Annotated in this window: 20 protein-coding genes; 6 read left to right on the top strand and 14 right to left on the bottom strand. The window is 63.2% G+C overall.

Annotated features, from left to right (window positions below; translation table 11 throughout):
* Nucleotides 1–814: 814 nt before the first annotated feature.
* The 4 genes from ACESNG_RS22715 (at nucleotide 815) to ACESNG_RS22700 (ending at nucleotide 7,287) form a co-directional block, all read left to right on the top strand.
* A complete protein-coding gene (locus ACESNG_RS22715; protein ID WP_373070967.1) occupies nucleotides 815–2,278 on the top strand; it encodes an alkaline phosphatase PhoX in 1,464 nt (487 codons plus the stop codon).
* 193 nt (nucleotides 2,279–2,471) lie between these two features.
* Nucleotides 2,472–4,223, top strand: coding sequence for a cytochrome c peroxidase (locus tag ACESNG_RS22710; protein WP_373064310.1), 1,752 nt, complete (start codon nucleotides 2,472–2,474; stop codon nucleotides 4,221–4,223).
* A 206-nt stretch (nucleotides 4,224–4,429) separates the two neighbouring features.
* Nucleotides 4,430–6,898 (top strand): prolyl oligopeptidase family serine peptidase, encoded by a 2,469-nt coding sequence (locus ACESNG_RS22705; protein ID WP_373070965.1) that lies wholly within the window; start codon nucleotides 4,430–4,432, stop codon nucleotides 6,896–6,898.
* Nucleotides 6,899–6,903: 5 nt separating this feature from the next.
* The gene (locus ACESNG_RS22700) at nucleotides 6,904–7,287 is read left to right on the top strand and encodes a DUF4440 domain-containing protein (protein WP_373064314.1); all 384 of its coding nucleotides are present in this window, start codon (nucleotides 6,904–6,906) and stop codon (nucleotides 7,285–7,287) included.
* Between the two features lie 17 nt (nucleotides 7,288–7,304).
* On the opposite strand, the gene ACESNG_RS22695 is transcribed toward ACESNG_RS22700, so the two are convergent.
* The 14 genes from ACESNG_RS22695 to ACESNG_RS22630 all read right to left on the bottom strand — a co-directional run bounded on the left by ACESNG_RS22695 (nucleotide 7,305) and on the right by ACESNG_RS22630 (nucleotide 22,981).
* A complete protein-coding gene (locus ACESNG_RS22695; RefSeq protein ID WP_373064316.1) occupies nucleotides 7,305–8,648 on the bottom strand; it encodes an amidohydrolase in 1,344 nt (447 codons plus the stop codon).
* A 26-nt stretch (nucleotides 8,649–8,674) separates the two neighbouring features.
* Nucleotides 8,675–10,135, bottom strand: coding sequence for an aldo/keto reductase (locus tag ACESNG_RS22690; protein WP_373064318.1), 1,461 nt, complete (start codon nucleotides 10,133–10,135; stop codon nucleotides 8,675–8,677).
* 32 nt (nucleotides 10,136–10,167) lie between these two features.
* Nucleotides 10,168–11,661, bottom strand: a complete 1,494-nt coding sequence (locus ACESNG_RS22685; RefSeq protein ID WP_373064320.1) for an APC family permease — start codon at nucleotides 11,659–11,661, stop codon at nucleotides 10,168–10,170.
* Nucleotides 11,658–12,164: a hypothetical protein gene (locus ACESNG_RS22680; RefSeq protein ID WP_373064322.1), complete on the bottom strand. Its 507-nt coding sequence runs from the start codon at nucleotides 12,162–12,164 to the stop codon at nucleotides 11,658–11,660. The genes ACESNG_RS22685 and ACESNG_RS22680 overlap by 4 nt, the downstream gene beginning before the upstream one ends.
* 102 nt (nucleotides 12,165–12,266) lie before the next feature.
* Nucleotides 12,267–12,491: a hypothetical protein gene (locus tag ACESNG_RS22675; protein WP_373064324.1), complete on the bottom strand. Its 225-nt coding sequence runs from the start codon at nucleotides 12,489–12,491 to the stop codon at nucleotides 12,267–12,269.
* Nucleotides 12,492–12,732: 241 nt separating this feature from the next.
* Nucleotides 12,733–12,867: a cbb3-type cytochrome oxidase assembly protein CcoS gene (ccoS, locus tag ACESNG_RS22670; protein ID WP_373064326.1), complete on the bottom strand. Its 135-nt coding sequence runs from the start codon at nucleotides 12,865–12,867 to the stop codon at nucleotides 12,733–12,735.
* The gene (locus ACESNG_RS22665; protein ID WP_373064328.1) at nucleotides 12,864–15,323 is read right to left on the bottom strand and encodes a heavy metal translocating P-type ATPase; all 2,460 of its coding nucleotides are present in this window, start codon (nucleotides 15,321–15,323) and stop codon (nucleotides 12,864–12,866) included. The genes ccoS and ACESNG_RS22665 overlap by 4 nt, the downstream gene beginning before the upstream one ends.
* Nucleotides 15,320–16,081 (bottom strand): sulfite exporter TauE/SafE family protein, encoded by a 762-nt coding sequence (locus tag ACESNG_RS22660; RefSeq protein ID WP_373064330.1) that lies wholly within the window; start codon nucleotides 16,079–16,081, stop codon nucleotides 15,320–15,322. The genes ACESNG_RS22665 and ACESNG_RS22660 overlap by 4 nt, the downstream gene beginning before the upstream one ends.
* A 2-nt stretch (nucleotides 16,082–16,083) precedes the next feature.
* Complete coding sequence (locus tag ACESNG_RS22655) at nucleotides 16,084–16,578, bottom strand: FixH family protein (RefSeq protein ID WP_373064332.1); 495 nt, start codon at nucleotides 16,576–16,578, stop codon at nucleotides 16,084–16,086.
* Entirely contained in the window at nucleotides 16,575–18,026 is a 1,452-nt protein-coding gene (ccoG, locus tag ACESNG_RS22650; protein WP_373070963.1) for a cytochrome c oxidase accessory protein CcoG, read from the bottom strand. The genes ACESNG_RS22655 and ccoG overlap by 4 nt, the downstream gene beginning before the upstream one ends.
* Entirely contained in the window at nucleotides 18,023–18,613 is a 591-nt protein-coding gene (locus tag ACESNG_RS22645; RefSeq protein ID WP_373064339.1) for a cbb3-type cytochrome c oxidase N-terminal domain-containing protein, read from the bottom strand. Before ACESNG_RS22645 ends, ccoG begins: the two co-directional genes overlap by 4 nt.
* Before the next feature lie 3 nt (nucleotides 18,614–18,616).
* The gene (locus tag ACESNG_RS22640; RefSeq protein ID WP_373064341.1) at nucleotides 18,617–18,811 is read right to left on the bottom strand and encodes a cbb3-type cytochrome oxidase subunit 3; all 195 of its coding nucleotides are present in this window, start codon (nucleotides 18,809–18,811) and stop codon (nucleotides 18,617–18,619) included.
* On the bottom strand, nucleotides 18,808–21,036 hold the full coding sequence (gene ccoN / locus ACESNG_RS22635) for a cytochrome-c oxidase, cbb3-type subunit I (RefSeq protein ID WP_373070961.1): 2,229 nt from the start codon (nucleotides 21,034–21,036) through the stop codon (nucleotides 18,808–18,810). The genes ACESNG_RS22640 and ccoN overlap by 4 nt, the downstream gene beginning before the upstream one ends.
* A 196-nt stretch (nucleotides 21,037–21,232) precedes the next feature.
* A complete protein-coding gene (locus ACESNG_RS22630) occupies nucleotides 21,233–22,981 on the bottom strand; it encodes a methyl-accepting chemotaxis protein (RefSeq protein ID WP_373064345.1) in 1,749 nt (582 codons plus the stop codon).
* A gap of 197 nt (nucleotides 22,982–23,178) precedes the next feature.
* Between ACESNG_RS22630 and ACESNG_RS22625 the strand changes: the two genes are divergently transcribed.
* Complete coding sequence (locus tag ACESNG_RS22625) at nucleotides 23,179–23,703, top strand: DUF411 domain-containing protein (protein WP_373064347.1); 525 nt, start codon at nucleotides 23,179–23,181, stop codon at nucleotides 23,701–23,703.
* Nucleotides 23,703–24,218 carry a GNAT family N-acetyltransferase gene (locus tag ACESNG_RS22620; protein ID WP_373064349.1) on the top strand — a complete coding sequence of 172 codons (516 nt, stop codon included), beginning with the start codon at nucleotides 23,703–23,705 and terminating at the stop codon, nucleotides 24,216–24,218. The genes ACESNG_RS22625 and ACESNG_RS22620 overlap by 1 nt, the downstream gene beginning before the upstream one ends.
* Nucleotides 24,219–24,769 lie beyond the last annotated feature (551 nt).

The following is a 24,769-nucleotide window of genomic DNA, read 5'->3' as shown; positions in this document are numbered from 1 at the left end:
TACCGGCATCGCGTCGGCGGACCCGGGCGTGCCGCACCACCACTCCTGTGGTTCCGGTGCTGCTGTGCGTGACCGTCCCGCGCGCCTCCGCGCAAACGACCGCCAAGCAGCGCCTCGCCGTTCACGTCGAGATCAGACAAAACGACCCCATTCCCAAAGCACATCGATAACGGACGCCGTTCCAATGCCAGAACGTCAGGATGTTACTGCAGACAATCCAGAACTATTTAGTGCACTGATCAGTATTTGCGAAGATGCGCGCTGATTTGCGGTAACGTGGTGCCAGAGCGCACGACGAGCAGCTCTGCGCGCGCCTTGTCGAACTCGGATCGCCGCAGCACCAGCCCGGTCGGTCCACAATCGACACGCCGCACCCGGAATGAGGACATTCTGCTGAGAGCGCACGGAACGTGGTGGGGCTCGTACGAACGACGGTGATGCGGGTGGCCAGCAATACGAAGACTCTATCCGCGGGGAGCTCCTACGGAGGCGGCGCCTCCAGACTCGAAATGTCTGCACCACATGCAATGGCGGGGAGCATCACCGCGGCCATGCGAATCATCTCACGACGGGTTGCTGACGTCAAAATCCAGACCTCGGTGAATAACGGTACACGTCCTCGATACAGATACAAGGATTGTACTCGCCCGTTCGGACTAATGGCCACCCGCCGTTTCGTGACCACTCGGTGACCACGCGGTGACGGAAGTGACGGGGAATTGTCGCCTGGCAGCCCGATTCTGAGCCGTCTGAAACGATCACAATGCCGATCGTCACATCCGCAACGTATTCACCTACTGAGGACGCTTTTCTCATGCGCCACCCCTCCACCTTCGCTATGCGCGCCCTGGTTGCCTCGTGCAGTCTGCTCGTCGCCGCGTGCAGTGATGATTCCGGCACCGACGTACAGCCGCTGGCGCCCGTCGGGCTCAAGAACCAGTCGGTCACGCCAGCGCTGATCAAGTCGCTCATTCCCGGCGTCGAAATCTTCACCTTGGTCAGCAGCGACGATGTGCTCGCCGGTTCCCCCAGCTTCGTGTTCGGCGGTTCGGCCGATGGCGCGGGCTTCATCCGCAACACTGACGGTTCGTTCACGGCGCTCGTCAATCACGAAGACAACTTCGCCGTTTCGCGCATCCGTTTCGACAAGGATCTGAAGCCGATTTCCGGCGATTATGTGGTGAACTCGACCGCCGGCCGATACCGTCTGTGCTCCGCTACGCTTGCCACCGTAGAAGAGCATGGTTTCAGCGCCTTCATCACGGCGGGCGAGAGCAACGAGGAGTCGGAAATCCTCGCGGTCGATCCGTCAGGCCCGGCCAACACGCCGAAGTACCTCTCGGCCTTGGGCCGCTTCAACACCGAGAACGCTGTCCCCCTCCCGAAAGCCGCCTTTCCGAATCGCACCGTGATCATCATCGGCGATGACGACTCCGGCGCGGAAGGTGGCCAGGTCGCCATGTACCTGTCGAATACCGTGGGCGATCTCGACAACGGCAACCTGTACGTGCTCGCACGCACCGACAACAACAGCCGCGAGCGCGACATGGTGATCGGGCAGACGTATCCGGTGCAGTTCCGCCAGATCGGCAATCAGAAGACGCTCACGGGCCGCCAAGTCAACCTGGCGGGTGCGACGCTCAACGCGATGCGTTTCTCCCGCGTGGAAGATGTGGATTACCGCAAGGGTTCCGACGCCAACAACCGCGAGATCTACTTCGTGGCCACGGGCCAGAACAATACGGGCGTGAACTTCGACTACAATCGCACGAAGTATGGCCGCGCCTACCGCTTGCGCCTCGATGCCACCAATCCGCTGCAGGGCACGCTGGAATTGCTTGCCGACGGCGATGACAAGTCGGCCACCAATGCGGCGCGCACCTTCCAGAACCTCGACAATATTTACGTCGGCACGAACTTCGTGTACTGGCAGGAAGATGATAATGGCTACGGCGACGAAACACATGATGCCTACATCTACCAGTACAACATCGCTACGCGTGAAATCAAGCCGGTGTTGGAGCTGGATCATCGCCGCACGTCGGCCGATGCGGGGCTGTACAATGCGGTAAACGCGCGTCCGGCGGGGAAGGCGGGCTGGGAGTACGGTGCCATGGTCGATGTGTCCTCACAGCTCGGTCAGGCCAACACATTCGTGATTGCGCTGCAGCCGCACTCGTGGCGCGCCGACAAGTATCGCGGCGTGGACGGCGGCACACTCCGCCCCACCGAAAATCAGGCGAGCATGCTGGTGCTGGTGAAGGGTCTGCCTCGCTAACTCGCGGCCCTGCTGCTGCTGTTGTCGGCCCGGGGCTTCGTGCTCCGGGCCGGTCACCTTTCACGAAACTATGAACAACCGATTCTATTCGTTGCTCGTGCTCGCGGGTACGGTAGCGCTGTGTGCCTGCAGTCCTTCCGGCACAGACTCACCATCTGCGGCCACGTCATCGTCATCCGATGACCCCCGCGCTGTGCAAACCGTAATCGTTTGGCGCGCGCACGTGGATACGCTGGCGCTGCGCGTTGCCCAGCTGGATTCGGCAGCGCTTACCTTACGTACGGTGGCCGATGTGCCGCGTGCGAAACAGGCATTCGTAAACGCGCGCCGCGCGTTCAAGCTCGCGGAGCTGGCGCTGGAGTACTACGCCCCCTCCACCAGCAGGGAAATCAACGGGCCGGCGTTACCGGAAGTGGACGAAGAAGAGGGCCCCGAGGCCGTCTTTCCGCCGACGGGGTTCCAGGTCATCGAAGAAGCGCTGTACGGCGACGCCCCGATCAGCGAGCGTGACGTCATCATCCGGGAAACGTCGACGTTGCGTCCGCTGGTGAAGCGAGCGCAAACCATGATGGGCGTGCAGCACGCCTCCGATGCGCACGTGTGGGATGCCGTGAAGCTGGAACTCGCGCGTATCGCCACACTCGGCATCACTGGCTTCGACTCGCCAGTCGCGGGGCATTCGCTGGCGGAGGCCGACGCGGCGCTCGAAGGCGTGGTGCGCACGCTGGCCCCGTACCGCGGCGCCGACAGCACGTGGCGGCACGTCGATTCACTCGTGGCTGATACGCGCACTATGCTGATGGCGATGTCCGACCGTGACGCGTTTGATCACTTCACGTTCCTGGCACAGCAACTCATTCCCTTGGGCCACGCGATGCAGTCTGCCCGTCTCGCGATGGCGATCGGCCTGCCTGCAGAGCGTCGGGCGTTCCGGATGGACGCGGCCACAGTCTTCGACAGCGCGGCGTTCGACGTGATGGGCTTTGCACCGCTGGACGCAACGCCCGGCATGCCCGCTCAGGTCGCGCTGGGCGCACGGCTGTTCCACGACACACAGCTCTCCGGCGATGGCAAGCGTGCCTGCAGTTCCTGTCACCTGCCCGGGAAGGCGTTTACAGACGGTCTGACCGCCAACACAGCTCGCGGCGGCGCCCCGCTGGCGCGCAACACGCCCACGGTGATCAACAGTGGCCTGCAGGCGGGCTCCTTCGCCGACTTGCGGACCACGTATCTCGAAGACCAGGTCACCGACGTGGTCGAGAACGTGGATGAGATGCATGGCAATCTGGCCAGCATTGCGGCGCGGCTCACAACGGATACGTCCTTGATGGCTCAGTTCCGCACCGCCTTTACGAATACGCCAATGCGCACGGATTCCGCTATCACCGCCGCACAGATCCGGAACGCGCTCGCCGCCTATCAACGTAGTCTGACCCGGCTCAACTCGCCGGTCGATCGGGCGCTGCGCGGGGAGGTGGGCGCGCTCTCCGAGGAAGAGCGCCTCGGTTTCAATGTGTTCGTCGGCAAGGGCAAGTGCGCCACATGCCACTTCGTTCCCCTGACCAACGGTACGGTACCCCCGATGTACCGGGAAGCCGAGGTCGAGGTGCTGGGCACGCCGTCACGCGCGGTGACGGCCAATGCCACCATCGACCCCGATGTCGGTCGCTTTCGGCTGACCCGTGCCGAACCGCACCGCTATGCGTTCAAAACCCCGTCGTTGCGCAACGTGGCCCTTACGGCGCCGTATATGCACAACGGCGTCTATCGCACACTCGTGGCCGTCGTCGACTTCTATAATCGCGGTGGCGGGGCCGGGATCGGCATTCAGCTCGACAACCAGACGTTGCCTTCGGACTCCCTGCGGCTCTCGGCAGGCGAGCAGCGCGCGCTCGTATCGTTCATGAAGGCGCTCACCGATACCACCGGCACGCAGAAGCGATAGCCGCGACCCTAGCGCCGGTCCCGCTGAGAACCGAGAATGGATCAGCCGACTTTCTCTTTCGGAATCTCCTTTTCTCCTTTTCTCCTTTCCTCGGTGTGATCAGTTCGTCAGCGCATGTCGTAGGGCCGCAGAACCGATCACACCGAGGAAAAGAGAGAAAGAGAAAAAGAGCACGTCGCGGATCCACTCTGACCATAAGGAATCGTGTGACTCTCTTCTCTCGTGCGACGCATCGCGTCGTGTCGCGTCGTGTGTTGACCTTCGCGTCATTTGCGGTACTGGCGCCGGCCTTTGTGCCGAACACAGCGCAGGCGCAGTACCGTCAGCCGCCACAGCCGATCGCGCGGATTCTCGACCAACCCGCGACACCGCTGGTGCAGCTGAGTCCCGATCGTCAGCAGCTGCTGCTGCTGGAACGTCCCGCGCTGCCACCCATCAGTGAAGTGGCCGCGTTCGAATATCGACTGGCCGGCTTGCGCTTTGATCCCAAGACGAGCGGCCCCACTCGTGGCCAGAGTTATACGGGCCTGTCGCTGCAGTCGGTCTCGGGCGGCGCGGCGCGCAGGATTCAGGCGGCGATTCCCGTCGGGAGCAGCATCGAGAACGTGTCGTGGTCGGCAAACGGACAGAAGATCGCGTTCACGGTGACCAGTGACGAGGCGATCACGCTGTGGATCGCCGATGTCGCCACAGCCCAGGCAAAACCGCTCACGTCGCAGCGTCTCACGGCCATTTTGGGCAATCCCTGCTCGTGGGTGTCGATTGCGTCGCTCGCGTGCACGTTCGTGCCAGCGATGCGTGGCACGGCCCCGGCCATGACGGCCGCACCAGACGGCCCGATCGTACAGGAAGCGCTCACCGGTCGCAGCGACCGCGCCGCCACGTATCAGGATCTGCTCAAGAGTCCGTTCGACGAAGCGATCTTTGCGCACTATGGCACGAGTCAACTCGCGATCGTCTCGCTCGACGGCACCGTCAAGACACTCGGCGCGCCCGGCATGCGCACTGATGTGAGCGCGTCACCCGATGGCCGCTACCTGCTGGTAAGCGCCCTGTCGCGTCCGTTCTCGTATACGGTGCCGCTGAACTTCTTCCCGACGCGCACCGAGGTGTGGTCGATGGACGGCGCCGTCGTGAAGTCGATCGTGAGTCGTCCGCTCGTCGAGCGCGTACCGTGGGGCGGTAACGGCGCACTCGCCGGCATCCGCAATGTGCAGTGGCGTCGCGACGTCGCTGCAACGGTGGTGTGGGTTGAAGCCCTTGATGGCGGCGATAGCGATTCGAAGGCGGACAAGCGCGACCGCATCGCCTTGCTCGAGGCACCGTTTAGCGGCACGCCGAAAACGCTGCTTGAAACGAGCTGGCGTGCGGGCGCCATTACGTGGGGTACGCCCGGGCTGGCCATCGCGCGCGAGAACGAAGGCAAAACGCGTAAGACCCGTACATGGATCATCGATCCGTCGGGCACCAAGCCGCCGCGGTTGCTCTGGGAACGCTCCAGCGAAGATCGCTACGCCGATCCCGGTGACTTTCTGACCACGCGCGACGCGCGCGGACAGACGGTGCTGTTGACGACGCCTGACACGAAGGTCGCGTTCCTGAGCGGTCCAGGCGCCGGACCCGAAGGTGACCGTCCCTTCGTGGATCGCTTCGACCTTACCACGGCACGGAAGACGCGGCTGTTTCAGAGCGCCGCGCCGTACTATGAGCAGCCCATCGGGATGCTCGATGCCAACGGCACCGTCGCGCTGACCCGCCGCGAGTCGAAGGCCGATGCGCCCAACTACTTTGTGCGCGATCTCGTGCGCAAGATCGCGCCGCGCGCGCTCACGCAGTTCACCGATCCGGCCCCGGTGTTTGCCGGTGTCACGAGCCAGCTGATCACCTACACGCGTCCAGATGGTGTAAAGCTGTCGGCCACGATATATCTGCCGGCCGGCTATGATAAAGCGAAGGACGGCCCGCTGCCGTTCTTCCTGTGGGCGTATCCGCTCGAGTTCCGCTCTCGTGAAGCGGCGTCGCAGGTGGTCGGCTCGCCGTATCGCTTCGTGCGACCGAGCGGCGCGTCGCATCTCTTCATGCTGACGCAGGGATATGGTGTGATGGACAACCCGACCATGCCGATCGTTGGCGTGGACGGCAAGGAGCCGAACGACACGTACGTGGAGCAGCTCACGGCGAGTGCGAAGGCTGCCGTGGATACCATCGTGGCGATGGGTGTGGCCGATCGCGATCGGATCGGCGTAGGCGGACATTCGTACGGCGCGTTCATGACGGCGAATCTGCTGGCGCATACGCGACTGTTCCGCGCCGGTGTCGCCGAGAGCGGCGCCTACAATCGCACGCTCACGCCGTTCGGGTTCCAGGGTGAGGAGCGCACCTACTGGGATGCGCCGGAGCTGTACGGCGCGATGTCACCGTTCACGTACGCGAGCAAGATCAAGGATCCGATCCTGCTGGTGCACGGCATGGCCGACAATAACACTGGCACGTATCCGGTGCAGAGTGAGCGAATGTATCAGGCGCTCAAGGGCAACGGAGCAACCACGCGCTATGTGCAGCTACCCGGTGAAGCGCACGGCTACCGCGCGCGCGAAAGTGTGGGTCAGGCACTCGCCGAGATGACGGCTTGGCTCGACCAGTACGTGAAGCCAAAAAAGCGCGCCACGATGTGATGGACGTGACGAACACGGGAGCCACACAGATTCACGCACTGCGCGAGCAGTCCAACCAGGCGATCGCGGCGCATGACGCCGACCGCACGGTGTCGTTCATGGCGCCGGACATCGTGGTCGGCGTTGCCGGCGGCCCCACACTCACCGGGCGCGCGGCATCGCGCGCAGCGTTTGTCGAGCAATTTGCCGATCGTGCATTCGTGACGTACGTGCGCACGATCGAGCAGGTCACGCCGATAGACCCGATGCGCGCCACCGAACGTGGCCGTTGGGTCGGTCGGTGGCGCCTCACATCAGGGATGCACGAGCAAGGTGGCATTTACACCGCCGAGTGGCGCTTCAGCGAAATGGGCTGGTTGATCCACTCGGAGACATTCTTCGAAGCGTAGTGCGCGACGCGTCGACCTTACTCCTTCATGGCTGGTTTGGCGGTGGCGATACCGCCGCTCTTGAGATAGTCCACCGCGAGATTGGCCATGGCGCGCACACCGGTAGGCAACGCGGCTTCGTCGGCGAAGAACAACGGCGAATGGTTCGCCGCCTGCGACTTCTGATCCATCCCCTTCGGCGCGACGCCGAGAAAGTAGAACAGACCCGGGATTTCTTTTGTGAACGCAGGGAAGTCTTCGGAGCCAGTCACGGGGGTGATGATCTTGAAGCCGCCATCGCCCGACGTGCGTTGCAGTGTGGGCGTCATCTTCTCGAGCAGTGACGCGTCGTTCTGCGTGATGAGTCCACCGATGGAGAAATCCACCCGCGCCGTCGCGCCGCCGGAGTGCGCGATGTCTTCCACGGTGCGCTTCACGCGCGCGTGAATGTCCTTCCGCATGTCGGCGTCGAAGGTGCGGATGGTGCCGATCATCACGACGCTGTCGGGAATGATGTTGCCGCGATTGCCGCCTTGAATCATGCCGATGGTGATCACGGCCGGAGCTGACGTCACGTCTATCTGCCGGCTGGCAACGGTTTGCAGTCCCATCACGATCTGCGCGGCGATCACGATCGGATCAACGCCCGACCATGGCGCGGAGCCGTGCGTCTGGCGTCCCTTCACCACGATGTCGATCTGATCGGCGGCAGCCATGAAGCCGCCGGCGCGCGTGCTGAGCGATCCGAGCGCTGAGGGCCACACGTGCAGGCCGAAGATGGCCGACGGACGCGGATTTTCGAGTGCCCCGTCGTTCACCATCGCCTGCGCACCACCCAGTCCTTCTTCCGCTGGTTGGAAGATGAACTTCACGGTGCCGGGAATGCGGTCCTTCATGCCGGCGAGCACTTCGGCCGTGCCCATCATGATCGCGACGTGATTGTCATGCCCGCAGGCGTGCATGACGCCGACCTCCTGGCCGTTGTACATCGTACGAACTTTGCTCTTGAACGGTAAGTCTACGAGTTCCGTGACCGGCAACGCGTCCATATCGGCGCGCAGCGCCACCACCGGGCCCGGTTTCCCGCCGCGAAGCACGCCAACTACGCCTGTCTTGCCGACGTTCGCCGTGACCTCGAGGCCGAGCGCACGCAGATGCTTCTCGACGAGCGCTGCGGTGCGCACTTCCTGATTCGACAGCTCGGGATGCTCGTGAATGTCGCGACGCCACGCGACGACTTTGGGCATCACGGCCGTCATGCGCGTTTCGATCTCGGCGGTAAGTGGATCGGCCGCTTTGCCTTGTGCGGAAACCGATGAAGCGGCAGCCGACAACACGAGCGCGGCGGCAGCAAACGAATGGGAGCGTGTGCGGAGCGTCATAGCAGCCAGTCCGGAGTAGAGGATGTTCAGGATTCAGTGACGATCGCGTCGGCTTCGATTTCCACCAGATACTCGGAGCCCACGAGCCGTGCCTCAACCAATGTATTCGCCGGCAAAATGTGGCCGAAGCGCTCACCATGGGCGCGGGCAACGGGCTCCCAGTGTTCCACGTTCGACACGAACACGCGAGTGCGGACCACGTCTTCAAGCGTACCGCCAAGCGACTGGATCGCGCCGGTGATCTTGTCGATCGCAAAGTGTGCCTGCGCTGCCGCGTCGGTGCCGCCGATGAGGCGATCGCCGTGCGTGGATGTCGTGCCCGATACGGTGATCAGAGCGCCTTTACGCACCGCGCGACTGTAGCCCGCCATCGGCTCCCATACCGTGCCACTGAGCGCGATCGTGCGTCCGTTCACACCCGGTCGCGTGGCAAATGGCGCCGGGAACTGCGACACATGATGGCTCAGGTCTCCGCTAGCCGTGAGATACGGCGGATAGCGGTACTCGTCGCCACAGTCGCCGGGAATCGCCGTGAGCGCCGACTGCGCCACAGCGATCGCACGATGATCGTCGCGGTCCATGGTGAAGGTGAACAGCTTTTTCGTATCGGCCACGTGCGCCGACTGACCCAAGCGCGCGCCGATGATCACGCCCGCCACACCGGGCTGATCGAGCACCCAGCGACTGGCCACCGCGGCAATCGAGACGCCGTGCTTGGTGGCGACGGTGTGCGCCGCGCGCAGCAATCCCTGAAACGGCGCCCAGCCACCAGCGGCGCGAATGAACCGGCCGTACTTGAGCTGTGACCAGGTGCTCAGCGACTCCTGGTGTGGTTCTGCTGCGCCAAGCCAACGCTCGCTGAGGAAGCCACCCAGCAAGGTGCCATAGCAGAGTAGCCCCACACCGTTCGCCAACGCATACGGGGCGAGCTTGGTGGTGAAACGCGTGTCGAGCAGCGATCCACTCACCTGATTACTCGCAATACGAATGCCGCTGGCGATTGCTACGCGCAGATGGGCGGTGTCCACGTTGGTGAGACCGATTGCGCCGATGCGTCCGGCATCGCGTTCGGCTTCCAGATACCACAAGGCATCGAGCCACCGCGGATCGGCGAAGGTCCAAGCGTGAAACTGCAGGACATCGAGGCGATCGGTGCGCAGTCGCGCGCAGGCGCGGTCGATGGCCGAACGTACGTCCTGTTCGCTGACGGGACCTGGCTCCGGTACCCATTTGGTGAGGCATTGTACTGCGACATCGGGCCGAGCCTGTTGCCGGAAAATACCGGCCACCTCTTCCGCCGATCCGTAGTGATCGGCCATGTCGAACGTGGTGAAGCCGTGCTCGACGTACTCGATCATCGCGTGCGCGGCCGCATCGCGATCGAATACGCGCCCGTCGCGTTCCATGTCGGCCAATTGCCACAAGCCGGTGAGGACGCGGGATATCTCGACATCGGGTGCTAGTGTACAGCGGGGAATCGTCGTCATCAGCGTGTTTAATCGCCTGTAAAGAGAATCGATTATTCGGGAGGAAGCACGGAGGTGATCGCGCGCAGGTCGCCGCCGCGGCGGGCGAGTGCACGCGTTTCGCGCCAGTAGACCGCGCTGCCGATCATCATCACGATGATCCATACCGGCGTGGAGCGTGCATACCACACAGACACATCGGCATGCAGATCGCGCCAGGTGTGCACCACCAGCAGTACCGATAGCAGCAGCACGGCGCCGCTTGCCACGGCGATCTGCAGCGCGCGGGACGGCAGCACGCGCATAGCCCGGGCGAGCGATGGGTTGCGCGCCGGCAGTCTCAGCACCGAGACTGCCATGATGATGAAGTTCACCAGCATGGCAGTCACCAGGATGTCGACGCCGAGAAAGAAGTCGCCAGCGAAGTGACCGCCGAAAATGCCCATGGTGGCGAGTATTGCCGAGACGAACAACGCCACGTGTGGCGTGCCATAACGCGTGTGAACTGCGGCCAGTCCGCGCGGAAACACGCCATCTTCGGCCCAGGCGAAGCACAAGCGCGACACGCCCAGCAGCATGCCCGGCAAGTCGTTGATCAGCGACACGGCCGCGCCCGACACCATGATGATGGCCACGATTGGCGACGTGAGTGGTGACAGCAGTCCGGGTGCCGTGACATCGCGCACGCGACCTTCGGCCGCTACATGCCACCAAGGTACCGTGTGATACACGGCGGCGGTGAAGAGGAAGTAGAACGCGCCCACGATCGCGATGGTGAGGCCGATGGCGAGCGGAATGGAGCGTGTCGGGTTCTTCGCTTCACCACCGGCCTGCGCGATGGCGTCGAAGCCGATGAAGCTGGAGAAGAGAATGGCGGCGGCCGGTGGCACCACCATCCAGAACGACGCACGCGCGGGCTCTGGCGGCAGCGTCCGCTGTTGTGTCTCGAGCAGCTCCACATATTCGCTGGCCGAGTGCGAGAAGCCCGTGACGATCACCAGACCGCCGCATACGAACATTATGAGCATGAGCGGTAGGAGGGTGTTCGCCACCGCACGAACGCCCCGCAGGTTCACGAACACGAATGTCCACAGAAACAGCAGGGCAAGCGCGAGTCTCGGCAGGCGCTGGTCTAGCGCCGAGGCCAAGGTGGTCCACTGTGCGGCGGCTGCGATATCACGCAGAAACGGCGGGATCACATACGAGACCACACCGATGGCGATGCACAGTCCGAACCACTGCGAGAAGCTGGCGAGGAAGCCGGCATACGGACCGATCGCGCGACTGGCGTACACATATGAACCGCCGGCGCGTGGCATTGCGCTGCCGAGCATTGCGTAACACAGCGCCGCCAGTACGGCAGGGACCGCCGCGAGGGAATACGCCACTAGCACCCAGTCGCCGACGCCAGGCACCGTGCGTTGCAGTGCGAAGGGGACGATGTTGATGCCGGCGCCGACCATCGAGCAGATACCGGTGGACGCGAGCGCAAACACGCCGAGCTCGCGACGAAGCCCGGTGGCACGCGTAGGCGCGGGAGCAGTCACCGCGTGATCGTCAGTTCGCGACCGCCACGGAAGGCCCGTACGCCGATCTCGGTGTCGTTGAGCAGAAGCAGGGCGTCCGGTCGTCCGTACTGTCGCATGAGGTCGTGCATAAGAGGGGCGTCGTGGTCCCACGGGTAGCCGAACACAACATCGAAATCGTCGAGCGCACGGCCAAGCTGGAGGTAACCCGAGGGTCCGTCACCGATGGTATCGGAATCGTTCGCACCGCCGAGCCGCTTGTAGCCAGTGGGGAGAAAGCTACCGGTCACGAATTGCGCCCGTGAGTCGAAGCGCGCAGCGAGCGTGCGCGCGGTTGTCACCAAGGAGGCATCGAGTTCGATACCGTGCGCGTTGAAGTCCATCATGTCGGCCATGATGGTAATGACGCCGGTCGCCGAGCCCCATTCGAGGAAGCGGGCGCCGGGGGCGCGGTGGGCCAACAAGGCCGCTCGGACCGCGTCGTAGTCGGCGGCCACGAACGAATGGAAGTCGCGGTCGCGCACGTTGTGCTCGAATCGTTCCCAGAGACTCCACCCCTCGGCGCAAATCGCGTCGAGACGCGCTTGCAGCGCCGTGTCGTCGGCAGCGTGCAGTGTGGTGACCCGTTAATCCCGTCGCGCGGGCGTCTCGCCCCTCACGGCGTGGGTCCGCACGGTTTGCATGACGCGAACCATGTCGGCCTCGAAGGGGCCGCGTTCTTCCGGCGTCCGCAGTTCGACATTGGCCGCGGCCCGGATGGAGGCGAGCATCTCTTCCACCAATTCACGTAACCGCGGATTGCGGCGGCGCTCGGGTCCGTCCCGATGGGAACTCGTTTGGCTATTGCTCATGGCCAATAATCTCGCGCCAAAACTAGTGAAACCGTAACCCGGGACGCGGGGGTGAACGCGGGATTTTCGGCCGGAAGCTGTTTGGGGCGAACGTGTGAGAGTCTACCGGCAGCGTGCACGATGCCTGCAGCGATAATGGCCGAGCTCGCTACACCATCCGGAGCGCAGCTCTCGCCCGCCCCACACTCGTTCGCGTCCGAACAACTTCCCGGTCGCCCCACACGTTCGCGACCGCGGCCGGTCAATCGTGAAGCACCCGGACCGCCGGTGTCTCCAGATCGTCGTACTGCCCGTTTCTGGCGCTCCACACAAACGCCAGCACCGCGCCGCCGACAATGATCAGGGCCAGCGGTAACACGATGTAAATGACGCTCATGATCGCGACTCCGAGGTTGTGGGCCGTACAAAAGTGGTGCTGTACCAGGAACCCAGCACGACGGTGATGGAACTCGTCGGCATAAGGATCGCGGCGATGAGCGGGGTCAGCAGGCCAAACACGGCGAGACTGGCTCCGATGAGATTGTATCCGATGGAGACGGCGATATTGCGGCGAATCACGCACAAGGTGCGCCGAGAGCCTTCGGTGAGTTCGACCAGCGCGTTGAGTCCGGGTCGTGTGAGGTAGATGTCGGCGGTAGCGAGGCAGGCTTCGGCACCGCCGTGCACGCCGATGCCGACGTGGGCGGCGGCGATCGCCGCGGCGTCGTTCACACCGTCGCCCACCATGACCACCGTACGTCCTGAGGTGGCCTTCAGCTGTTCGATAAACGCCAATTTGGCTTCGGGCGACACTGCGCCGATGGAGTCTTCCGCTTCGAAGGCAAGCGACCGGCCCACCGACGCAACCACGTCCTGTACATCACCACTCAGCATTACAGTCCGCCATCCGCGTCCACGCAACTGCCGAAGCGAGTCGAGCGCGTCGTCGCGTACTCGATCGCCAAGACCTGCTATTGCAACCACCACGCCATCAATCGCGATATGGACCGGTGTGAGGGTGCGATCAAGGTCATTTATCACACTATGGAGCGATTCAGAGACGCTAAGGATTGATTCGCGCACGAATCGTGGCGATCCGATGCGCATCACATAACCATCGACGGTGCCTTCAAGGCCGCCGCCAGCGATGTGGCGCGAGGCGGACACGGTCGCCGTGGGCAACCTGGGCCAGGCGCGGCGGAATCCATCGGCCAGCGGATGTGATGATCCTTCCTCCAGGGCGAGGACCAACGGCTTCACCCAGTCTGGACCATGCCAGAAAGTGAGTGCGGTGCGTCCTTCGGTGATCGTGCCGGTTTTATCGAGCACCACGATGCCTGGGGTCGCCAATAGTTCGAGCGCGTCGCCGCCCTTGATCAGCATGCCGCGCCGCGCCGCGCGCGCGACGGCCACGCTGATTGCGAGCGGCGTGGCCAACGCGAGCGCACACGGGCAAGTCACGATCAGCAGCGCAATCGCGTCGTCGAGTGCATGCGCCGGCGAGAGCTGCGACTTGATCACGAACGTCGTGGCCGCCATCACGAGCACGATCGCGGTGAAGATACCCGCCATGCGATTCGCCATCTGCACGATGGGGGCGCGTCGCGTCGCGCTCTCTTCCACCTGTCGCATCAGCTTTGCGATCCGACTCGATTCACCCGCCTGCTCCACCTGAACGCGCAGCGGCGACTCCACGTTCACCGTGCCGGCGTACACTAGCTGACCCACCGTCACCGATGCCGGACGTGATTCACCGGTGAGCAGCGCTGCATTCACACTCGAACGCCCGCGCATGACCACGCCGTCGGCGGGAAACGACTCGCCCGCGCGCACGTCGAGCAGCATACCCGGCAGCAGTGCTTCGCTCGGAATATCGCGCACCACGTCATGCTCGATGATGCGCGCTGTGGTCGGCGCGATGGCATGCAGCTCTTCGGTGGCGTCGACGGCCATGCGCTGGCCGCGCTGCTGCAGGAAACGTCCCACGAGCAACGCAAAAATGAGCAGCGCCAGTCCGTCGAAATAGATCGGCCCTGAATCGGTGATCGTATTCATCGCGCCGCGAACGAACCCGGCGGCGAGGGCGATCGCGATCGGCAGATCCATGTGCAACGCACGCGTACGCAACGACGCCCAGGCGCCGGTAAAGAAGACGCGACCCGGCCAGATAAACGCCGGCAACGTGATCGCGAGACTCACCCACCGGAAGAAGCGCGTGAATCCGGCGTCCATCGTGTTGAGCTCGCCGGCATACAGCGCGAGTGCCGCCAGCATCACATTGATCGCGATGGCGCCGGCAATACCGATGCGCACCAGCATCGCGCGATCTTCGCGCTTGCGCATGTCGGCGCGCGCCACGCCGCGAAATGGGTGCGGTGGATAGCCCAACGTGTCGAGCGACTGCGCAATACGGGACAGCGACACGGTGGCGATATCCCACTCGATCACTGCCAATGACCGTCTCACGTCGAGCTCGGCCCGCAACACGCCGGGCACCAGCAGCGGGATACGCTCCACCAGCCACACGCACGAGGCGCAGTGTATGCCCTCGAGATACAGCTCGGTGCGAGAGAGGCCGTTGGAAATCGCGGTGACGTAGAGATTCGTGAACGCCGGATGATCGAACTCGTCGAAGCTGCGCCCGGATGTCCGCACCGGCGCTTCGCGACGTTCAGCGAAGCCGTAGTACGAATCGAGGCCGTGCGCGTGCAGCATGCCGAACGCCGCTTGGCAGCCGCTGCAGCAGAACTGATGCTCAACGTCATCGTCCAGCAAGCCCTCGGGCACCGGCACACCGCAGTGCGCGCACAGCACGACGGTGGCTACCGTGGCCGAAATGGCGACGTGGCTCACGGCATCGCTCGGTGCGGCGAGCCGGCCGCATGGACCGAGGGCGCATCGGAGCGCAAAGTTTCAGAAGCCGCGCGGTGCATCGAGAATCGTCCGGAGATCGACAGCAGTCCCATCATGAGCACCAGCGCGGCGCTCAGCATGGGTAGCCGGTGGCGGAGGGGGCCAAACACCCGCTGCACACCCAGTCCGACGGCCAGTAGGGCCGGGACGGTACCGAGCCAGAACACCGCCATGGTGAGCACGCCGGCGCGGATGCTTCCCGAGCCACCGGCGGTCGCGACAAACACATACAGCCATCCGCAGGGAAGCATCGTGGTCAAGAGACCGGTGAGCCACGCGCGCGTGGCGATCGGCTGCTCGCGCACCGCGTGCAGCACACGACCCATCGCGCGTTGCCATGCCTCTGGAACACGCAGGGCGCTATGACGCAAGGCGCCCAACCGTAGGCCGCGCTGCGCCGCCATCGTACTGATCGCCCAGCCAATCATGAGCGCACCCGCCACGACCGCCGCCGCGTGCTGGACGCCGGCCAAGGCACCTAGTGCGGACACACCGACGCCGATCGCACCGGCGATCGCGCCGAGTGTGAGATACGACGTGAGACGTCCCACGTTGTACATCGCGTGCGCTCGCAGGGCCGCGGCGTCGGTGCCGCTGCCAGCGTCTGTGTAGAAACACACGAAGCCGCCACACATGCCGGCGCAGTGTATGCTGCCCAACAAGCTCGCCACCAGAATTCCCGACGCCGTTCCGATCATGTCTAGCGTCCGGTACCGGCGGCTCGCACGGCCGAAATGCGCGTGCTCGACGTGAAGTGCGAGGTATCGCGTCTGGCGCTCACGCGCACTTCCCATTCACCGGGCGTGTTGATCGGCAACATGGCTGTGTACACGCCAGCGCCTTCGTCGGTGAGCGCGGCCGTGGACAGGTCGTTGGCACGTGCGTTGAACAGCACCGTCGCGTCAACCGCCGCACCAATCAATGGTAACGCCTGCGCGTCGCGCAGTACGACGCGCAGCCGCGTGGGCTTCCCCGGCGCGATCGAGTCCGCGAACGCCTGCACCCCCCAGCCCAGATCGAGATTGCGGTGACTTTGCGCCATCGTGGAGTCGTAGAACACCGCCTTCTTGTAGTAGTTCGGCTCGACCGAGAAGGAGGGATCGTTGTTCGCGATCCGCATCATCACGAGGTTCGCGGCCACCGAGGCCCCGAGCATCGCGGTAATGCCGATGGGCCAGCCCGCGGCTGCTTTCATGGAAATTTACCCGTTGGAGCGTTACCGACCGGGCCGAGCAGCCGGTAGTTCACCGACTCCTGGTAGCGACGGCCATCGGTGACACTGATGGTGATCATGCGCTCGCCGTTCGCGAAGGCGCGGCGGGGGAGGCGCACGAACAGACTCGTGGTCCGCGTGGCCCCGGCATCGACCCGCAACGGATTCTCCGGTGCCACGACGGTGATCTCGTCGGGACGAATGCCAGCTCGAGTGATCCCGTCGAGCGTGATCGTATAAGGCATGGCTTCACTGCGCCGATTGGTGATCTTGACGCGGATTTGATTGGAAACACGTCCGTCCGCCTCTTCGGTGAACGGGCCGTCCAGTCCACCGCGCAGCACCGTGAGGTCAGCTGATTCTTTCAGGAACAGCGCGGTGATGAGCCCACCGATCAGGATGGTGAGTATCACCGGATAGAGAATGGTGCGCATGCGCAGCAGGTGGCGCGGCCTGCCGGCGATCGCATCCTGTGACGAGTAGCGAATCAGCCCGGTCGGCTTCCCGATCTTCGTCATGATGTCGTCGCAGGCGTCGATGCACTGCGTGCAGTGCACGCACTCCATCTGCAGTCCGTGGCGAATGTCGATGCCGGTGGGGCACGTCTGCACACACGCGCCGCAGTCGATACAATCGCCCGCCTGCGGGTCACGGGTCTTGTTGGCGTGCTCGCGCGGTTCGCCACGGACGTCGTCGTAGGCGACGATCACCGACTGGCGATCGATCAGCGCCGCCTGCCAGCGGCCGTAGGGACACACGATGAGACAGGTCTGTTCACGGAAGTAGGTGAAGTTGAACCACACCAGTCCGGTGAACAGCACGACGAAGAAGAATGCCGTGGGATGTTCTGCCGGAGGGCTGGACATCCAGTCGTACAGTTGATCCGTACCGACGAAGAAGGCGAGCAGCGTGTGCGATACGAACAACGCCATCGCGAAGAACGTGAGATACTTCCCGATGCGCCGCGGCGTGAACCACGAGCCCTGCTTGTCGAGATTCCGCGAACCCGTATAGCCGCGGTCGAACCAGCGTCCGATGGGACGGAACAGGAACTCGAGATAAACGGTTTGCGGACAAGCCCAGCCACACCATGCGCGCCCGAAGAGCGCGGTGATGAGAAAGATGCCGATCACCCCGCTGCCCATCACGAGCATGAACAGCAGCGTATCGGTTGGCAGGAAGGTGTAGCCCATCAAGGTGAATTGACGGTGCGGCAGGTCCATGAGAAACACAGGCTTCCCGAACACGCGCAGGTGCGGTGCCGCGAAGAACGCGGCCATCAGCACATAGGCGACGACCTGCCGCTTTCTCCACCATGCGCCGTGTGATGGTTTCGGGCGGATCCAGCGGCGTGTGCCGTCTTCGTTGAGCGTGGGAAGCACGCGCCCCGAAGGAGGTCTTCCCACGCTCGACGGTCCAATGGTGCTCACGGAGAAACCGGTATTCCTTGTGGGGCTTTTGGGTTCGCCGGATTCGATCCCTGCACAGACGCCACGTAGGCCACGACTTGTTCGAGCTCCTCCGGCTTCAAGACCTTGCTCCACGACGGCATCCCCTTCTCGAGCACGCCGTTCACCAGAGTCTTGTAGATGTCGGTGATCTGTCCGCCGTGAATCCACGCGTTGTCGGTGAGATTCGGGCCGATCAACCCGCCGGCATCCATACGATGACACGAAGCGCAGTACGTCTTGAACGTTTCACCGCCTTCATGCACCTCCTCCTTGTCTTTCACCATCGCCAGCAACTTGTCACCGGAAACGTCGCTGGTCGGCGCGGGGTGTGCTGCGGCGAACTTCTTCATATCCGCTTCGTAGTCGGCCACGCGTCCCTTGCCATTGCCCACCGGTCCCACGTTGAACAGGTAAATCACCGAGAAGATGATGGTGCCGGCGAACGACAGTAGCCACCAGCGTGGCATGGGGTTGTCGTATTCCTGAATCCCGTCGTACGAATGCTCGATGAGCCGGTCATTCGTGGATTTGAAGTCTTTGTTGTCCTTCTTGTCGTTCGTCGGCATGACTCAGCCCTCCTTGTCACGCGGCGTGATCACGCGATCATCCTCCAGCGGCAACAGCGAGGCTTCATACAGTTCGCGGCTCCGTGACGGAAGAAACGTGCGAATGGTGATCGCCACGAATACGCCAAGGAAGAGCACCAGCGCGACCTCGGCGTAACTCGAGAGATCGGCGTAGCTCATGATGTCGGACAGCTTCATGGAGCCCCCCTGGACGCCGTGCTCTGCACTTTGATGTCACGACCGAGGCGCTGGATGTAGGCGACGATCGCCACGATCTGCTTGTCCTCGAGTCCCTGCGGTCCACCCTGCTCCACGATCGCCGCCGCCAGCGTCTTCGCCTGTGCGCGGGCCATCGCGGGCGCTCTGTTCAGCGCGTCTCCGTAGGGCACGCCAACCATGGCCATCGCATCCACGCGCGACTGGATCTGCTCGAAGTCGATCGTCCTGGTCAGGAAGTGTGAGTAGGCCGCCATGATCGACTTCGCCGTGACCGCGCGCGGATTCTCGAAGTGGCGCACATGCCAGAGGTCGGGGTACTTGCCGCCCTCACGCGCCAGATCGGGTCCGATGCGACGCGAGCCCCAGAGAAACGGATGCTCGTATACCGACTCGCCTGGTTTCGAGTACTCACCGAAACGCTCGGTCTCATAGCGGAACGGACGCACCATCTGCGAGTGGCAGTTGAAGCAGCCTTCGGCGATGTACATGTCGCGACCGGCCAGCTCGAGTGGCGTATACGGCTTCACCGACGCGATCGTGGGCACGTTCGACTTGATCAGGAACGTGGGCAGGATCTCGAACAACGACGCGACCACGACCGCGACAATGGTGAGCGCCGTGAAGAGCATCGGCGCGCGTTCCCACGCGCGGTGCCACTGCAGCTGGTTGAAGCGCGCCCAGAGGCCGCGGGCTGGCAGGGCCGGGTTGTCGTCCACGTATTTGGGCGAGAGCGGCGCGGCTTCGATCACGGGTACGTCGTAGCGTGCCGGACGCCGCATCCACGTCATCATGATGTTCCACCCGAAGATGAACATGCCGACGATGTAGAACGAACCGCCGACGACACGCATCCAGTACATGGGGAGCAGCTTGATCACCGTCTCCACGAAGTCGGGATAAGCGAGGCGTCCGGTTTCGTCGAACGCACGCCACATCAGGCCCTGCGTCACACCGGCGCTGTAGATCGCGACGACGTACAGCACGATGCCCACGGAGCCGATCCAGAAATGCAACTCCATCGCTTTCTTGCTGTAGATCTCCGTCTGGAACAGACGCGGCAACAGCCAGTACACCATGCCGAACGTCATGAAGCCGTTCCACCCCAGTGCGCCCGTGTGCACGTGGGCAATGATCCAGTCGGTGTAGTGGGCCAGCGCGTTGACGCTCTTGATCGAGAGCATCGGGCCTTCGAAGGTGGACATGCCGTACGCGGTAATACCGACGACGAAGAACTTGAGAATCGGATCCGACGCGACCTTGTGCCAGGCACCGCGCAATGTGAGCAGGCCGTTGATCATGCCGCCCCACGACGGAGCCCAGAGCATGACGGAGAAGAGCATGCCCACGGTGCTCGCCCACTCGGGGAGCGCCGTGTAGTGCAAATGGTGCGGACCGGCCCAGATGTACATGAACACCAGCGACCAGAAGTGCAGGATGGACAGCTTGTAGCTGAACACCGGCCCTTCGGCGGCCTTGGGCATGAAGTAATACATCAGGCCGAGGAACGGCGTGGTCAGGAAGAAGGCTACGGCGTTGTGCCCGTACCACCACTGCATGAACGCGTCTTGCACACCGGCGTAGATGCTGTAGCTCTTGAACAGCCCGGCCGGCACGGACAAGTTGTTGAAGATGTGCAGAATGGCGACGGTCACGATCGACGCGATGTAGAACCACAGCGCGACGTAGATGTGTCGTTCGCGACGCTTGATGAGCGTGCCGAAGAAGTTCACGGCGAACACGACCCAGACGAGCGCTATTGCGATGTCGATGGGCCACTCGAGTTCGGCGTATTCCTTGGCCTGCGTGAAACCCAGCGGCAGCGTGACTGCCGCGCTCACGATGATGGCCTGCCACCCCCAGAAGTGGAAACGGCTCATGCCGTCGGAGAACATGCGGGCCTTGAGCAGACGCTGCGTAGAGTAGTAGCAGCCCGTGAAGAACGCGTTGCCGGCGAAGGCGAAGATCACGGCGTTGGTGTGCAACGGACGCAAGCGCCCGAAGGACAGCCACTCGGTGTTGAAATTGAAGATCGGATTGGCAAGCTGCAGGGCGATCAGGAGACCGGCCAACATGCCCACGACGCCCCAAATGAGCGTGGCGAACAGGAACTTGCGGACAATGTCGTCATCGTAGGAAAACCGGTCGAGCGTCGCGGCCGACGCGCGCGGCGCGGCCACGAAGGCCGCACTGGGTACGGAGGTCATCGCGTTCCTCTGGCGATACGTGGAAGAGGCGTCATGAGAGGAGAGTGTAGTCCGCCGCAGAGCTCGCGCCCGTCAGGCGTGTGACGGGATCACGTCGGGGATTCCCCGATACGGGGCAAAGCAAAAGCGGGCGAGACCAGATGGTCTCGCCCGCTTTTTGCTCTTTTCGACGCCCCGCCCACTTACACCGCTCGGCTTACGCCACTCGACGAATAGATGAGCGACCCGACCGGCGCGCAGGCGCACCATCGACCACGAACCGCTCGCTCTGCACTCGCTGCGCTCGAGCCTGTGCGCTCAGTTCTTGCGCCGCACTGGCCGACTCCTCGGCGTTGGCCGCCGCGTTCTGCACCGTGCCATTGAGTGCCGACACGGCGTCGCGGATCTGGTTGATGCCATCCTGCTGCGATTTCGTGGCCTGTCCGATCGACTCCATGATGGCGCTCACGCTGCTGATGCGTGTCGACACCTCACGGAGTTGTTTATCTACCTGATTCGAAATCGACACACCTCCTTCCACCCGCTGCACAGCTTGCTCGATCAGCTCCGCCGTGGTCCGCGCGGCGTCGGCACAACGCAGCGCGAGCGCACGGACCTCGTCTGCTACTACCGCGAAGCCCCGACCGGCGTCACCGGCACGAGCCGCTTCCACCGACGCATTCAACGCCAGCAGGTTCGTCTGGAAGGCGATCTCGTCGATCGTCTTCACGATCCTGGCCGTTTCGCGCGCTGCCGTACGCGTTTCGTCCATCGCCGTCATCAGGCGCTGCACGTCGGTCACACCCGCACCGGCCGCTGTGGTGGCGTCCGTCGTGGCTGAACGGGCCTGTCCGACGTCCGCCGCGTTCGACTGGCTGAGCGACGCCAGTTCGGTCAGACTGGTGCTGACTTCTTCCAGCGAAGCGGCCTGCTCCGACGTGAGCTGGGCCAGGTTGTCGGCACCGTTGGCGATCTCACCCGACGCGCCGTCGATCTGCTCCGAAGACGACCGCAGTTCGCCGATGGCGTCGCGCAACTGCTGGAGGGCACCGTCCATCGCGGCTGCCGTCACATCGTACGTCTTGCCAAAGCCGCTCCCGATCACGCTCGTCAGGTCGCCATCACGCATGGCGACGATGGCCGGCGTGAGCGTATCGAGGAAGCGCTGCGTATTCGCCTGATCCTGCTCGCTGGACAGCCGGAACTCTTCCACCGCTCGTGACGCATCGACCATGCGGGTGGCCATCGACTGGAACGCCCCGTGAAGCCCCGCCTGCTCGTCAAAACGCATTGCCCGACGCTCCTGAACCGCCAGCCCGAGTTCGGCAGCGCCGTGATCGAGCGACCGCACGGCCGCGATCACCGTACGCACCGCCGCGGCCACCCCATCACCGACCGGCTCGCGGTCCACGCGCCCCTCGCTCAACGCCTCGAGTGATTCGTACACTTCCTGGGTGGTTGACGCCTCGGCATGCAACTGCATCGACATCCACACCAGAATCGCACTCTCGAACACCACGAACAGCGCGTGCACCGCCACCATGGCGTGACCGCCAACAGTGTAATTCAGCAGGAAAACGCCCACGCCCATCGTTTGCAGCACATGAAAGCCAACGTGGTGCACGGCGATCGTGGCTGCTGCCGCCACGACCACGCGCCAGTCGCGGTATACCAAGAGGAAGGCAAGTGAAACGAACACATGGAAGTGCGCCTCGATTATGCCGTGGGCCTGTTGGATGAACACCGCGGAGTAGGCCATGAAGCCGACGCCGATGACCGCACGCGTGAGCGTAGAGCCGGCGGCTGACCGCGAGAGCCAAAAGGCGCCAAGCGAGATCGGCAGGGCGAACGCGAAGGCTGTAGTCCAGGCGCCGTGAAGCGTCGCCAGAAGCAGCGAAATCGGAAAATGAGCCAGGAGGACCAAGCCCAGCAGACGATCGGCGGCTATACGACTACGGCCGAGCACGGTTTCAGTTATTGAAGACGACATTGTAACTCGTCGATGGAGCCAAGGCTCCGATCCGGGGTACCGGCGAAACGGTGACGTCGTCGTGCATCCGCTTCATCGCTTGGGTATCCCACAGGCAGGCCAGCTCATGTTGGCACACGCCTGCCATGCCCAGTATCGACAGGGGCGAGCAACTCTTTATACTTCTCCCCCATATGAGCAAACACGCGGACTCCCCTCAGCCGCCAAACCGGCGTGCGTTCATCCTTGCCGCCGCCCAGTTCGGCGTGGCGTCGCTCGCCACCGTGGCCGGGGCTCGGGTGCTCGAATCCCAGCCGGCGCCAAAGCGCACTGTTGCCAGCGCAGCACTGCCCCCGATGACGGTGTATAAAGACCCGAACTGCGGCTGTTGTACCGAATGGGTGAGCCACGTGAGGAAGGCCGGGTTCGTGGTCACCGTGAGGGACACGGCCGATATGGCCAGCGTGAAGGCGTCCTTTGGCGTGCCGTCGGTGCTCGAATCCTGCCATACGGCGCGAGTCGGGGCCTACGCGATCGAAGGACACGTGCCGGCCGATCTGATCCAGAAGCTGCTGCGCGAGCTGCCGGTGGCGCGCGGACTGGCCGTGCCGGGGATGCCGATGGGTTCCCCCGGTATGGAACAGGGCTCGCAGAAGGATTCCTATGACGTGGTTCTTTTCGATAAAGCCGGTAAGACCAAGGTGTACGCGTCGCGGTGATGGAAACCGTAGCGGCGGAGAGCTCGGCGTCGCCCCTCCGGGTGGTGCATGCGCAGGACGATGACGTGGCCGAAATTGTGGCCCTCAACAACATGTTTGCCCCCGACGGACTCACCCTCCATCGGAGCGAAGCGTTCGTGGTGAGCCACCTGCAGGACTATCAGGTAGTCCGCGGCGCGGACGGCAAACTGTTGGGACAGGTCGCGCTGGACGAGTATTCGCCCTCGCTCGTCGAACTGGTATCGCTCGCGGTGGCCCCGGAAGCGCAGGGCAAAGGTCTTGGTCAGCGTCTGATCACGGCGGCGGAAAAGCTGGCGCGGGAACGTGGCTACCCTGAGTTGTTCGCCATTTCGCTGGCCGAGCCGCTCTTTCTGCGCATGGGATTTCACGAATCCACCATTCTGCGCTACCCCGAAAAAATTTCACGGTACCGGTCGATTTCGCGGTCCGAGCTCTCTATCGGTCGGAAGTTCTGCTTCGCGACCTTGCTAACCCCGTATCCCACGGCCGGCTGACGCAGGTGGAGGCGACGGGCGGACGCTTCAGGTAAAGCTGACGCAGGACTTGCTGACTTTCCATCCCTTATAGTGGGTGCGGAGAACGGAATACGGCGATAGGTATGGATCCGACACGACGTCACGACTTACCCGCGGCGCAACATTAAGTCGCACGTGCAGTTGGACATTGCGGTAAAGCGCGGCTCCTCTTTGACACGTACAAGCATTCGTGTTGCCTGCTACTGCGGTGCATTTAGTGAATGCTGCAAACTGCTCCTGGGAACCTTCTCCAAGGAGAGCAATGACTAAACAGATGACATTCGCCGGTGACGTGATTGCGTTCTTTTTGACAGTGGGCTTGCTGAGTGCGTGTGCTGACCCGTCACCAATGGCACCACCACCAGTCGATCGACCAAAGTTCTATATAAATTCAGTAGTGTCGCAACGTTTTTCAGAGGAGAGCGAGTGGAATGGGCTCGAAATCAGCGTCTGAATAACTGGGTGGTGACGTAAGTAGTTGGTTGAGCAGGACTTGCACGAACAGGGCCACACTCAGGATCTGTAACATT

The sequence above is a fragment of the Gemmatimonas sp. genome (genome assembly GCF_041689975.1).
In the GTDB taxonomy this organism is placed as follows: domain Bacteria; phylum Gemmatimonadota; class Gemmatimonadetes; order Gemmatimonadales; family Gemmatimonadaceae; genus Gemmatimonas.
This window is presented reverse-complemented; position numbering and strand designations above follow the sequence as displayed.